This is a genomic window from Bradyrhizobium acaciae (genome assembly GCF_020889785.1).
In the GTDB taxonomy this organism is placed as follows: domain Bacteria; phylum Pseudomonadota; class Alphaproteobacteria; order Rhizobiales; family Xanthobacteraceae; genus Bradyrhizobium; species Bradyrhizobium acaciae.
In genome coordinates this window covers 25363-38700 of the sequence record NZ_JACMYK010000032.1, presented here as the reverse complement: position 1 = coordinate 38700, position 13338 = coordinate 25363, and the positions used below count along the sequence as shown (strand labels likewise).

Annotated in this window: 12 protein-coding genes and 1 pseudogene; 6 read left to right on the top strand and 7 right to left on the bottom strand. The window is 65.3% G+C overall.

The features are described from left to right. Positions 1 to 87 precede the first annotated feature (87 nt). The 5 genes from metC (at position 88) to H8A92_RS15550 (ending at position 5894) form a co-directional block, all read left to right on the top strand. The gene (gene metC / locus H8A92_RS15570; protein ID WP_229196605.1) at positions 88 to 1284 is read left to right on the top strand and encodes a cystathionine beta-lyase; all 1197 of its coding nucleotides are present in this window, start codon (positions 88 to 90) and stop codon (positions 1282 to 1284) included. A 285-nt stretch (positions 1285 to 1569) separates the two neighbouring features. After that, a complete protein-coding gene (cpaB, locus tag H8A92_RS15565; RefSeq protein ID WP_229196604.1) occupies positions 1570 to 2373 on the top strand; it encodes a Flp pilus assembly protein CpaB in 804 nt (267 codons plus the stop codon). A gap of 13 nt (positions 2374 to 2386) precedes the next feature. Next, entirely contained in the window at positions 2387 to 3856 is a 1470-nt protein-coding gene (locus tag H8A92_RS15560; protein ID WP_229196603.1) for a type II and III secretion system protein family protein, read from the top strand. Between the two features lie 29 nt (positions 3857 to 3885). Continuing rightward, positions 3886 to 4629 carry a CpaD family pilus assembly protein gene (locus H8A92_RS15555; protein ID WP_229196602.1) on the top strand — a complete coding sequence of 248 codons (744 nt, stop codon included), beginning with the start codon at positions 3886 to 3888 and terminating at the stop codon, positions 4627 to 4629. After that, positions 4626 to 5894: a CpaE/TadZ family protein gene (locus tag H8A92_RS15550; RefSeq protein ID WP_229196601.1), complete on the top strand. Its 1269-nt coding sequence runs from the start codon at positions 4626 to 4628 to the stop codon at positions 5892 to 5894. Before H8A92_RS15555 ends, H8A92_RS15550 begins: the two co-directional genes overlap by 4 nt. 29 nt (positions 5895 to 5923) lie before the next feature. Here H8A92_RS15550 and H8A92_RS15545 read toward each other — a convergent pair whose 3' ends face one another. Beyond that, complete coding sequence (locus H8A92_RS15545) at positions 5924 to 6748, bottom strand: tetratricopeptide repeat protein (RefSeq protein WP_229196600.1); 825 nt, start codon at positions 6746 to 6748, stop codon at positions 5924 to 5926. Positions 6749 to 6882: 134 nt separating this feature from the next. Continuing rightward, the gene (locus tag H8A92_RS40995; protein ID WP_338026545.1) at positions 6883 to 7128 is read right to left on the bottom strand and encodes a PilZ domain-containing protein; all 246 of its coding nucleotides are present in this window, start codon (positions 7126 to 7128) and stop codon (positions 6883 to 6885) included. Between the two features lie 346 nt (positions 7129 to 7474). Here H8A92_RS40995 and H8A92_RS15535 point away from each other — a divergent pair, with 346 nt between their 5' ends. Further along, positions 7475 to 9157: a Na/Pi cotransporter family protein gene (locus H8A92_RS15535; protein ID WP_229196598.1), complete on the top strand. Its 1683-nt coding sequence runs from the start codon at positions 7475 to 7477 to the stop codon at positions 9155 to 9157. 52 nt (positions 9158 to 9209) lie between these two features. On the opposite strand, the pseudogene H8A92_RS15530 reads toward H8A92_RS15535, so the two are convergent. The 5 genes and pseudogenes from H8A92_RS15530 to H8A92_RS15510 all read right to left on the bottom strand — a co-directional run. Then, positions 9210 to 9451: pseudogene (locus H8A92_RS15530) on the bottom strand (M23 family metallopeptidase); the annotation flags it as partial. A gap of 34 nt (positions 9452 to 9485) precedes the next feature. Next, complete coding sequence (locus tag H8A92_RS15525) at positions 9486 to 9824, bottom strand: lipid-A-disaccharide synthase N-terminal domain-containing protein (protein WP_163150535.1); 339 nt, start codon at positions 9822 to 9824, stop codon at positions 9486 to 9488. Then, positions 9824 to 10603 (bottom strand): glycosyltransferase family 2 protein, encoded by a 780-nt coding sequence (locus H8A92_RS15520; RefSeq protein ID WP_229196597.1) that lies wholly within the window; start codon positions 10601 to 10603, stop codon positions 9824 to 9826. The genes H8A92_RS15525 and H8A92_RS15520 overlap by 1 nt, the downstream gene beginning before the upstream one ends. Positions 10604 to 10670: 67 nt before the next feature. Next, positions 10671 to 11516, bottom strand: coding sequence for a phosphatase PAP2 family protein (locus H8A92_RS15515; RefSeq protein ID WP_229196596.1), 846 nt, complete (start codon positions 11514 to 11516; stop codon positions 10671 to 10673). Position 11517: 1 nt separating this feature from the next. Then, positions 11518 to 13263, bottom strand: coding sequence for an ArnT family glycosyltransferase (locus H8A92_RS15510; RefSeq protein ID WP_229196595.1), 1746 nt, complete (start codon positions 13261 to 13263; stop codon positions 11518 to 11520). Positions 13264 to 13338 lie beyond the last annotated feature (75 nt).

Here is a 13338-nt window from a genome sequence, read left to right as displayed (position 1 = left end):
CTTGTTAGTAACACCTCCCGGCGTAGCCCTGTCTTCCCGACGCGGTGCGGTTGCGGCAAAAAGTCTAAAGTCCAACGGCAGCAATCCATGACCTCCTCTGACGGCTCCACGCCCCCCCGCCCGCAAGACGTCACGACCCGCCTGGTCACGGCCGGCCGCGACACCAAGGCCCAGAAGGGCTTCGTCAACCCGCCGGTGTTTCACGGCTCCACCGTGCTCTATCCGACCGCGGAGGACCTCCACGCCCATCGCGCCGAATTTACCTATGGCCGCCACGGCACCCCGACCACCCGGGCGCTACAGGACGTGCTGATGGCGCTGGAAGGCCCGCAATGCGCCGGCGTCGGCCTCGCCCCGTCGGGACTGTCCGCGATCAGCACGACGCTGCTCGCCGTGCTGAAGGCCGGCGACCATCTGCTGGTTTGCGACAATGCCTATCGGCCGACCCGCAATGTCTGCGAAAAGCTCCTGAGGCGCTACGGCATCGAGACCAGCTATTTCGATCCGCTGATCGGCGCCGGCATCGCGGCGCTGTTCAAGCCGAACACCCGCGCCGTGCTGGTCGAGGCACCCGGCTCGCAATCGTTCGAGATGCCCGACGTGCGCGCGATATCGGCCGTGGCGCATGCCCACGGCGCGCTGATGATCGATGACAACACATGGGCGACCCCGCTCTATCGCCGTTCGCTCGAACAAGGCATCGACATCAGCATGCAGGCCGGCACTAAGTATTTCAGCGGCCACTCCGACATCATGTTCGGCACCATCGCGGCCAATGCGAAGGCCTGGCCGCTGGTCCAGGAGGCGATCGGGGTGCTCGGCGTCTGCGTCGGCCCCGATGACGTCTACCTCGCGCTGCGTGGGCTACGCACGCTGTCGGTTCGACTTGCACAGCACCATCGCTCCGGGCTCGACATGGCGCGCTGGCTTGCGGCGCGACCCGAGGTCGATCGGGTGCTGCACCCCGCCCTCGAGACCGATCCCGGGCACGCGATCTGGAAGCGCGACTTCACCGGCGCCTCCGGCCTGTTCAGCATCGTGCTGAAGCCCGTGCCGCAGACCGCGGTCGATGCGATGCTCAACACGCTCAAGCTGTTTGGCATGGGCTTTTCGTGGGGCGGGTTCGAGAGCCTCGCCATCCCGTTCGATTGCAGCGACTATCGCACCGCGACCAAATGGTCGCCGGGCGGACCGACGCTGCGGCTGCATATCGGGCTCGAAAGCCTCGACGATCTCAAGGCCGATCTCGATCGCGGGTTTGCGGCGTTGAAGGCTGCGCGCTGATCCGTCGGCGCGGACTGCACGTCAGCCGAGATTAACCACAACCGCCCGGCGGTGACGCGGCATTGCGACCCGCGTCCCGTGCATCGAGTACGCGCGATCTCCGGGATTCTGCGGAGATGTGACGGCGCCGATAAACTCGCCGTTCACCATCCCCACCAATCCCTTAATTGTCCGGACGTTCCATCAAGTTCCCTTATACTTTTGCGGCCGTAGTGATGCTCCCGGAAGGGCTGTCGGTGCCGCAAGGACGTGACTGCCCTGAGTTAAGGGCATTCAGACAATCGCATGAAGACGGCACGCATCGTGGTCCTCGGCATCGCCGGCGTCGCAGGCCTCGCGGCCATGTATCTCGCGAGCGTTGGCGATCGCAAACCGGCGCCGGTCGCGCCGCCAGTCGCACAACTCCCGACCGTCGAAGTGCTGGTGGCGAAGTCCGACATCGGCCTTGGCCAGTCGGTCAAAGCCGAAGACGTGCAATGGCAGCGCTGGCCCGCTGAAACCGCAAGCGCGGCGTTCATCCGCCACGACACCAATGCCAATGCCATGAGCGACGTGATCGGCTCGATCGCACGCGCTCCTTTCATCATCGGCGAACCGATCCGCGAGCAGAAACTGGTCAAGGCCAATGGAAGCGGCTTCATGGCCGCGATCCTGCCCTCCGGCATGCGCGCGATCTCCACGGAAATCTCGCCGGAGACCGGCGCCGGCGGCTTCATCCTGCCGAACGACCGCGTCGATGTGATCCTGTCGCGACGCGACAAGAACCCCGATCAACAGCAGGGTAACCGCGACATCATCACCACCGAAATACTGCTGTCCAACGTCCGCGTGCTGGCGATCGACCAGGCGCCGAAAGAGAAGGACGGCAACAACTCCCTCGTCGGCAAGACCGTGACACTCGAGCTCAAGCCCGAACAGGCCGAGACGCTCGCGCGCGCCCGGCAGAGCGGCACGCTGGCGCTGGCGCTGCGCAGCATCGCCGACATCAATGAGACGATCGACGAGACCAGAGACCAGGCCCCGAAGCGGGGCGAGAGCATCAAGGTGGTGCGCTTCGGCATCCCTAGCGCTCAGACGACACAGAAGTGATGGGGGCTTCGATATGACAACGGGTGCAAAAAAACTCGCGACGCGGACCACGCTGGTCCGTTCGCTGTCATTCTCGGCGGTTACCGCCCTGATGCTGATCCCGGCTCTCGCCGGCGCGACCGATCCCGACAAGAACGCGGACGTCGCAGTGACGAGCAGCATTTCCGCCAAGATGCGTTCCGTCTCGCTCGGCGTCGGCAAGTCGGTGGTGGTCGACCTGCCGCGCGAGGCCAAGGACGTCCTGGTCGCCGATCCCAAGATCGCCAACGCCGTGATCCGCTCGGCGCAGCGTGCCTATATCATCGGCGCGGCGGTCGGCCAGACCAACGTGGTGTTCTTCGACGCCGAAGGCAACCAGGTCGCGTCCTACGACATCGCGATCAAGCGCGACCTCAACGGCATGCGCGCCGCATTGAAGCAGATGCTGCCCGGCGTCCAGATCGAGGGCGTCGGCGACAGCGTAGTGCTGACCGGCACAGTGGCGAGCCCGGTCGAAGCCCAGCAGGCCGGCGACATCGCCGCGAAGCTCGTCGGCAGCGCCGACAAGGTCGTCAATTCCATCGTGGTGCGCGGCCGCGACCAGGTGATGCTGAAAGTCACCGTCGCCGAAGTGCGCCGGGATGTCGTCAAGCAGCTCGGCGTCGATCTCAGTGCCAACATGAATTACGGCACCGCTGCGGTGGTCTTCAACAACGCCAACGCCTTCACCGCCAACAACGGACCGCTCGCGCCCAGCAACGTGCTGGCCGGTGCGGCCCTGAACAAGCTCGGCGTGCCGACCGTCACCGCGACGCTGCGCGCGATGGAAAACGCAGGCGTCGTGAAGACGCTGGCCGAACCCAACCTCACGGCGATCTCCGGCGAGTCCGCGACCTTCGTCTCGGGCGGCGAGTTTCCAATTCCGACCGGCGTCACCTGTCAGACCACGACGTCAGGCACGATCGGGAATTGCGTCCAGACCGTCAGCTTCAAGAAGTTCGGTATCTCGCTCAACTTCACTCCGGTGGTGCTGTCCGAGGGACGCATCAGCCTGAAGGTGATGACCGAAGTGTCCGAAGTCTCGATGGAGAACGCGTTGACCGGTGGCCAGGGCGGCACGACGATCCCCTCGATCAAGACCCGCCGCGCCGACACCACGCTGGAGGTGCCTTCCGGCGGCTCGATCGCGATGGCCGGATTGATCCAGGAGCAGACCAAGCAGGCCATTAACGGAATGCCGGGCGTCGATCAGATCCCGGTCCTCGGCCAGCTGTTCAGGAGCCAGGACTTCGTCAACAACGAGACCGAGCTCATGGTGATCGTGACGCCCTACGTGGTGCGCGCCGTTGCGCAGAAGGAATTGTCCCGTCCCGACGACGGATTTGCTCCGGCCTCCGACGCACAGTCGGCGCTGCTGGCGCGCGTCAATCGCATCTACGGCGTTGCCGCCCGTGCCGAGCCGATCGGCGCCACGCCGGTCAATTTCGGCTTCATCATCGACTGAGGCGCGAACCTGAAGGGTTGGGGGATCCTATGATGATACGCAACACACAAGCCGGACATAAGAGGTCGCTTTCGCTGTGCGGCGCCCTCGTCGCCACGGCGATCGCGCTCGGCGGCTGCAATCTGACCGGCGACAATCTTGCCACCGGCACCGTGCCCGACGACTACCGGCAACGACATCCGATCGCGATCACCGAGGGTGAGCAGTCGATCGTCGTGTTCGTGGGCCATGCCCGCGGCAATCTCACCGAAACGCAGCGCGACGACGTCATGGGGCTGGCCCGCACCTGGCGCCGTGAAGGCACCGGCGCGATCGCGATCGATGTGCCGGCCGACACCTCGAACACACGCTCGACGCAGGCGGTGTACCAGGAGATCCGCGGCGTGCTGGCGTCGATGGGGGTGCCTGCGCACGCCATCACCCGGCGCTCCTATCACACCGACGACCCGCGCGCGCTTCCGACCATTCGCCTCAGCTATCCGAAGATGGCCGCGGTCGCCGGCCCCTGCGGCGTGTGGCCGAGCGACCTTGGTCCCTCGATCTACAATCCCGCTTACAGCGAGAACAAGCAGTACGAGAATTTCGGCTGCGCCACGCAGCGCAATCTCGCCGCGATGGTCGCCAATCCGTCCGACCTCGAACAGCCGCGGACCGAGACCGCCGCCTACACGCCGCGCCGGTCGATCGCATTCCAGAAATACCGCAAGGGTGACTCGACCGCGACCGCCTACCCCGAAGCCGATAGAGCGAAACTGAGCGACGCCGGGAAATGACCGAACAACAGGACGAACCGCAGCACGCCCACGACCACATCGCGCCGGCACCGCGGATTTCCGTGCAGGCCTTCTGCACCAGCGTCGCGACGGCCGCGACCGCGCGCGCCGCCGCCGAAGACCGGCGGCTGGCCAAGGCTCACCTCTCCGTCCACATGGGCGGCATCGCAGCGGCGATCGACACCTATCACAAGGCGCCGACGCCCAACGTCATCATGCTGGAGACCGAGCCGGACAACGATTTCCTCGCCGGTCTCGACGAGCTCGCCACGGTCTGCGATCCCGGCACCCGCGTCGTCGTGCTCGGCACGCCGGGCGAAGCTGCGCCGTATCGCGAATTGGTCCGACGCGGCGTCAACGACTACGTCGTCGGGCCGGTCAAGGTGCTCGACATCGTCCGCTCGATCTGCAGCCTGTTCTCGTCCTCGGAAGCGGTCTCGGTCGGTCGGCTGATCGCGGTCGCGGGCGCCAAAGGTGGCGTCGGCGCCTCGACCATCGCCCATAATGTCGCCTGGACCATCGCGCGCGACCTCGGGCTGGATTCGGTCGTGGTCGATCTCGACCTCGCCTTCGGTACAGCCGGGCTCGACTACAACCAGGATCCGACACAGGGCATCGCCAACGCGGTGTTCGCACCCGAGCGTCCGGACAGCGCCTTCATGGAACGCCTGCTGGCAAAATGCGGCGACCATCTCAGCCTGCTGGCGGCCCCGGCCACCCTCGACCAGGTCTATGATTTCGGCGCCGAGGCGTTCGATGCCATCTTCGACACGATGCGCATGACCACGTCCTGCATCGTGCTCGACGTCCCGCATCAATGGACCGCCTGGACCAAGCGCGTGCTGGTCGGCGCCGACGATATCCTGATCGTCGCCGAGCCCGACCTCGCCAACATGCGCAATACCAAGAACATGATGAACCTGCTCCGGACCGCGCGTCCCAATGACCGGCCGCCGCTCTACTGCCTGAACCAGGTCGGCATGTCGAAGCGCCCCGAGATCGAGGTCAAGGACTTCGCCAAAACGATCGAGAGCCAGCCGATCGCGTCCATTCCGTTCGATTGCAGGCTGTTCGGCGAAGCCGCCAACAACGGCCAGATGATCGCGGAAGTCTCTGCGCGTCATCGCACCACAAAGACCTTCCTGCGGATCGCGCAGCGCCTCACCGGCCGTCCCGATCTCGCCGAGGCCCGCGAGTCGTTCCTGTCGCCGATCCTCAAGAAGCTGCAGTCGCGCCGGAACGACGGCCGCCGTGCTGCCGGCTAGCAGCCGTCCGGATTTCGCGTGAAGACGCTCTAGTCGCGGCCGCTGGCCGCGACCGGGATCTTGTCCGAGTCGGTCCGGCTTGCATCCCTGCGCGCCAACAGCCGCTTCAGCGCGGCGACATTCGCTGAGCCCTGCTCCGGCGGCAAATCGGCCTTCATGATGGTCTCAGCCTCGGCCTGGCGGCCCTGCAGGCCGACCACGACGGCGAGATTGGTCCGCACCCGCATATCGCCGGGTGCGCGCTCCCGGGCGCGGCGCAGCGTCTCCTCGGCCTTCGGCAGGTCCTTCGACAGCAGATAGGACAGGCCGAGATTGGAGAGCACCGACGGATCGTCGGGCACGATCTTCAGCGCGCTCGAATAATACTGGCGGGCCTCGTCATGACGATCGAGTTGATCGAGCACGGCGCCTTGCGCCGACAGGATGCGCCAGTCCGGGTCTTCCGGGGTGTGGGCGCGTCCGAGCACGTCGAATGCCTGCTGGAAATTGCCGTTGTCGGCGAGCGCCCGTCCATAGCCCGCGAGCAGCGCCTTGTTGCTGGGCTGTGCCAGCACGGCCTGCTCCATGACCGCGACCGCCTGTGCCCGCTGGCCGGTGGCGCGCAGCGCCCGAGCGTATTTCAGTGCTGCGTCGGCGTCTTTCGGGTTGGCGCGGACACGCTCGTGATAGGTTGCAATGTCGCTCCGGGGATCGGCTGGCGCCGGCGTGGCCTCCGCCGTATCGCCCAATGACCCGGTGATGTCTGATGGCCCCGAGGTCTGACAGGCGGATAGGCCGATCAGCAGGATGACGGCAGGTACCGAGCCGGCGAGACGGCGCACGCGGCCTGGAGGTCGGGGTAGTTTCTCGGACATCAATGAGACTCGGAACAGCGAAGGTTCCGGGATGCTCACAGTTTAACCCTAAGTTCCGGTTAAGGATGCCATCATCTCGCCGTCATCCGGCCCAGAAGCGGTGCCGGATGCTTGGCGGAAGCCCGGCCGCTGGATCAGTCGACGAACTGGGCACCGAACTCGTGCCCGATTTGCCAGGCCAGGCGGCACTGACGCGGGTTGCCGGTCGAGAGAATGATAGTGAATTCCGGCGGAATCTCGAGATATTCGGCGATCACCTTGACACCGCCAGAGGAGATGTCGGTGATCATGCAGTCACGCGGCAACGACCCCGTGCCCAACTGAATTTTGGCAACGTTCCGGCACGGCCGGCGTTCGCTCTTGCGGCGATTCATAAACATTCTGATCCCCACGCTTTCTGGGCAGCTTCCTGGCTGGACAGCTTTCTCGTTCTTACCGTCATAGCGGCGAAAGATTGGAAACTGCCTAGCGGAACCGATCGCAATTTAGCGGTCCCGTTCGAGAATCATTTACCCGGCGTGCCCGTCGCCATCCCGTATGGAACCAGGCGCTTGGCCAAGGATAGAAGGAGTTCCGATCCGATCAGGCTGCTTCATGAGGCAGCCCCGATCGTTCCGATCGCCTTCTGCAACCGGTTCCAACGAGAACAAGAAGGGGTTGATATCAGGTCAGTTGGCTCTATAGCGTGATCCCTTCGACTCGAATTCGCCGGGATATCCAGGAAGTATGGGAAGTCTAGTTCTGCTTGATCTGATGGGGGGCGTCGCCCTCCTGCTGTGGGGCCTGCACATGGTCCACAGCGGGATTCTGCGAGCCTTCGGGCCCGATTTGCGGCTGTTGCTGGCGAGGGCGCTGAGCAACCGGTTCACCGCCCTTGGCGCCGGCCTCGGTCTGACGGCCCTGCTCCAGAGCTCGACCGCGACCGCCCTGATCACCGGTTCCTTCGCGGCCGAGGAGCTCGTGAGCCTGGTGCCGGCGCTCGCGATCATGCTCGGCGCCAATATCGGCACCACGCTGATCGTGCAGGTGCTGTCGTTCAACATCGCCGCCGTAGCGCCGGTGCTGTTCATCACAGGACTCGTCGCATTCCGCAGCGGGCCGCGCTCCCGAATCAAGGATCTCGGCCGCGTCTCGATCGGCCTCGGCCTGATGCTGCTCGCGCTGCACATCCTGCTCGATACGATGGCACCCGCCGAGAATGCCCCGGGCGTGCGCGTGTTCCTTGGCGCGATCACCGGCGATCCCGTGCTCTGCATCCTGATCGGCGCTGTCGTCACCTGGCTGGTCCACTCCAGCGTCGCCAGCGTGCTGCTGGTGATGTCGCTGGCCTATTCCCAGTTCATCTCGCCCTATGCCGCGTTCGCGCTCGTGCTCGGTGCCAACCTCGGCAGCGCCATCAATCCATTGATCGAAGGCGCGCGGCGCGACAATCCGGCAAGCTACCGGCTGCCGGTCGGCAATCTCGTCAATCGCGTCGTCGGCATCCTGCTGGTGGCGCCGTTCCTGCGCCCGATCACGGAGACCATCTACGCCTGGCAGCCCGATCTCGCCAAGGCGACCGCGCTGTTCCACATTGCGTTCAACGTTGCGACCGCGCTGCTGTTCATCGGCCTGCTCGACCACATGGCGCGTCTGCTGGAGCGTTTGTTGCCGAAGCGGGCACAGGAGACCGACCCATCTCGCCCGCGCTATCTCGACGAGAGTGCGCTGGAGACGCCGTCGCTCGCGCTGGCCGATGCGGCCCGCGAGGTGCTGCATATGGGCGACCACACCGAGGCGATGCTGCGCAAGGTCATGACGGCGATGATGACCAATGATCGCGCCGTGGTCGACCAGGTCTCGAAGATGGACAACACCGTCGACCATCTGAACGAGGCGATCAAGCTTTACGTCACCAAACTCACCCGCGGCAGCCTCGACGAGCGTGAGGGGCAGCGCGCCATGGAGATCGTTTCGTTCGCGATCAATCTCGAGCATATCGGCGACATCGTCGACAAGAATCTGAGTGAGCTCGCGACCAAGAAGATCAAGCACCGCCTGCAATTCTCTGCCGAAGGCGCCGAGGAATTGTCGGCATTCCACAAGCGCACGATCGACTCGCTGCGGATGGCATTCGGCGTGTTCATGTCAGGCGACGCCAACGAGGCGCGCAAGCTGCTTGCCGAGAAGGCTGCACTGCGCACGGCCGAATTGGCCGCCGTCGAGCGCCATCTGGAGCGCCTGCGCGAAGGCCGACCCGAGACCATCGAGACCACATCGCTGCATCTCGACGTGCTGCGCGACCTTCGCCGAATCCATTCGCACATCTGCTCGGTCGCCTATCCCGTGCTCGATGCCGCCGGCGAGACCGCCGCCGATCGCGAGAATGCGGTCGACGCAGCAGAGCTTCCGGCGCACGGGCGGCTTTGATCAAACGCGCCTTCGAGGATTATGTCGGCGACGTTGCGGCCGTTGATCCGCACCTCATAACAGAGATGCGGGCCGGTCGAGAGGCCTGTCGATCCGACATAAGCAATCGTCTCGCCCTGACGAACACGGTCGCCGATCTTCAGTCCGGGCGGGAAGCTCGCAACATGGGCATAGGTCGTCTCGTAGCCACGATCGTGACGGATGTATTTCCCATAGCCGCGTTCGTACGGTCTCGACGACGCCGGCACCCGCAGCCGCAATCGGCGAGCCGTAGGGCGCGGCAAAATCGACGCCACCATCGCGGACAATCGCGCGGCGACCGCCGGGATCAGTTCTCGAGCGTCTTCGACCCGCGTCCGCGGTTCTTCAGGATCAGCATGATGTTGCGGATGTAGATCAGCGTCGCGAGGCCCTGCCCGATGATGATGACCGGCTCACGCTTGGCGAGCCCGTAGATCAGCGTCATCAAGCCGCCGCCCATCGAGAAGAACCAGAACGCCATCGGCACCACGCTCTGGCCGGCGCGCTCGCTGGAAATCCACTGCACCAGGAAACGCGCGGTGAACAACAGTTGCGCGACGAGGCCGAACGCCAACCAGAAATCGAACTTGGCGACGAACGTGTCGTAAAAATAGGCGCTCAGCGCCTGGCCAAACTGAATCAGCATCACTTCACCTCGGTAGCGACCGGCGCTGCGGCGACATCAGTCACCTCAGTGACGACCGGCGTCGGCTTCTTGCGGCGAATCAGCCACCACACGCCGGCAAGATCCATGATCCCGATCCAGAGCCGGTCGAAGAATCCGTAGTTCGACACGCCGGAATGGCGCGGGCGGTCGACGACATCGACATAGGCAATCGCGAGCCCCTCGCGGCGGACCAGCGCCGGAAGGAAGCGATGCAGCCCGTCGAAATAGGGCATCGCCAAAAACACCTCGCGCGGAAACGCCTTCAGGCCACACCCGGTGTCGCGGGTGCCGTCGCGCAGGATAATCCCGCGCACCGTATTGGCGATGCGCGATTGCAGCTTCTTGAAACCGGTGTCCTTGCGCCCCACGCGCTGGCCTGCGGCGAGGCCGACCCGGCCATTGCCGCTCTCGATCGCCGCGATCAGGTCCGGCAGGAAGGCCGGATTGTTCTGACCGTCCCCATCGAGCGTTGCCACGATTGCGCCGCGCGCGGCGCGCACGCCGCTGCGCACGGCGGCCGACTGGCCCGAAGAGACGGTGTGGCGGAGTTGCCGGAGATTGGGTCGCTGCGCCATGATCGCGCCCAGTCGCTCGCCAGTCATATCCGTCGAGCCGTCATTGACGTAGACGATCTCGTAGGCCCAGCGTCCGTCGAGCGCAGCCGCGATCTCGGTAATCAGCGGCGCGATATTGTCCGCCTCGTTGCGCACAGGCACGACGATGGAAACGGCGACCGGCGTCTGGTCGGAAGCAGGCAAATCGGCACTCGTGGTTGGTGTTGTCAGTGGCTGGAACCCGCCCGATCCGGCCATCGGGCGACCGCTTTTATGGGGCGAAGGCGCTCCCCGCAACCCTTTTAAGGCGCCCTTCCGACGGTCCCGGCAGCGCCACAACGGTCCCATCGCGATCGATGGCGAAACCAAGGCGGCGGGCCGCAAACCAGTAGCGCATGGTCATTGCGCCGATCACGCCGACCAGCGCGCCCGCCACCACGTCGCTCGGGTGATGGGCCAGCAGCACCAACCGTGTCGCGATGATGATCAGCGCATAGGCCAGCATCACGCCCCGTGCCCGCGGCCATACGGCCGACACGGCGAAGGCCAGCGCAAACGCAGTGATCGAATGTCCCGACGGAAAGCTCGAATAGGCCTCGGTGCCGGCGAAATGCTGGAAGTTGAACGCGTTGGCCTTGCCGCCGACAAAAGGCCGCCCGCGGCCGACGATCCACTTGATCAGTTCACCGACCGCGACCGACAACATGATCGACAGGAACAGGTATTGCAGCCGCGTTCCGAGGCCGAGCAACGTCGCGCGCGGCACACCGCGCAGTGCAGGTGCCGCCAACGCCACCGCAATCAGCAGCAGGCCGAGCGCGCTCAGCACATACTCGTCCTTGCCGAAATCGGTGAGCACTTTCACCCACCAGAGACCCGGCGTGCCGCGTGGTGGCATCAGGCTGATCTCTGCGACGTCGACCACATACATCAGCGTGACGATCACGCCGCCGACGATGACGACGAGCAACAATGCGTGGCGCGCGGAGCGTCGCGCCGCCTCGGCCCGGCGCGAATGCGATGGTGCGCGCACCAGCTGGGCAAAGGACAGCCAGATCAGCGTCAGCAATCGTCCGAAATAATTGCCGGATTCCGGGATGGCGGGCGGCGCCGGCATGTCACTCCGTTCCTTCAGAACGGAAGATTGCAATCGAGACCGCCTTGCCCTGCGAGATGTTGTAGCCCTCGATCCGCACCGGCGCGTTGTAGCGCAGGCCGATGGCCTCGGCGCGCTGCACGAAGGCGCGTTCCGAGCGCTGTTCGACCAGCGCGAAGCGGCAGGAGCCCTGCCCGAGGAAATCCGCGGCACCCGATCCGTCGGTGAGCAGCGTCGAGGTATCGGTCATGAAGACGAGGCTCGGTTCATGGAAGCCGGCGGCCGCCGCCTTCGGGCCGACGCAGGTCACGTTGCGCAGGGCGCGCGCCACCTCCTGGCTCGGAAACACCGTGGTGAGCCGCGGCAGCACCACGCCATAGGTTGCTCCCGCCATCAACGCCCCGGCGATCACCGCATTGAGCAGCGACCGTTCGGCACGACTGTCCTCGAACATCCACCACGCGATCAGGCCGAACACCATCGCCACGGCGAACAGCGGCCAGGCCGGAAACAGCGGCTGATGGATCGCCTTGATCGCGCCGACGATCACCAGCACCGCGCCGAACGCGGGGATCGCGAACCACCAGGCGGCGGCGCGCAACAACCAGGGTGAGCGCGACAGCACCCGCCGCTCCAGCGCGCCCACGGTCAGGATCGCGATCGCCGGATAGAGCGGCAGCACGTAATGCGGCAGCTTGGTCAGCACCGCCTCGAACACGATCCAGGATGGAATCAGCCAGGCCAGCAGGAACTGGGCGCCGGGCTCACGGCGGGCGCGCCAGATCGCAGGTGCCGCCATGCCGGCGAGCGGTGCGCCAGGCCAGAACGTGATCCAGAACAGCAGCAGATAGAGCCCCGGCGGCGCGCCGTGGGATTCCTGTGCGCCGAGCTTGCTTAGCATGTCGCCGCCGACCGAGTCGGCAAAGAAGGCGTCGCCCGCGCGGAGGAAGATCAGCACGAACCATGGCAGCACCAGCACCAGGGTCCACATCAGACCCCAGACCGGGCGCATGCGCCAGAACCAGGCCGCCGAGCGATCGAGTATCGCAAGCCCGGCCATCGCGAGGCCGACGAACATCAGGATCAGCGGCCCCTTGAGCAGGATGCCGACCGCAAGCGCCGTCCAGAAGACCGCAGGCGGGCCCCATGATGGGCGCGCCGGATCCTCGCCGCGCTGCCAGGACATGTAGACTCGCGCCATCGCACCCATCGCGGCGGTGACCGTCAGGAGCAGCATCGCGTCGGTCTTGGCTAATCGCGCCTCGACCCCGAGCAGCACGCAGCTTGCCATCATCAAGGCGGCCAGCACCGCGCCCTGTCGTGTCACGAAGGCGAGCGCCGTCCAATATGTCAGTAGCACCGCGCCGATCGCCCCGATCAGGGACGGCAGGCGGTAGACCCAGATGCGGACCTGGGCGCGCGGCACACCGAGCGCGGAGATCGTCTTCAGCGCCGCCGCCTGCATCCAGTAGATGCCGACCGGTTTCTTGTAGCGGACGTCGTCCTGGAAGCGGATGTCGACGAAGTCGCCGCTCTCGACCATCTGTTTGGTCGCCTGGGCAAAGCGGACCTCGTCGCGGTCGATCGGCGGGATGGTGAAGAAGCCCGGCAGGAACAGGACGAGACAGGTCAGCGTCAGGAACAGGATCGAACGCCATTGGCTGGCCGTTGCGAACTCGAACGCCATGAACAGCCTGCGGCTGGAATGCGCAGGTTTTACAGACTGTTGCCCTGCTCCGAAGCGCCGGGGTTGGAGGCTATCCACCATGGGTTTCGCATACGATGAAACCGCACCGCAAACAACCGTGCTGTTCCGCTTTCCAACGGTGCCGTTCCGCTTTCC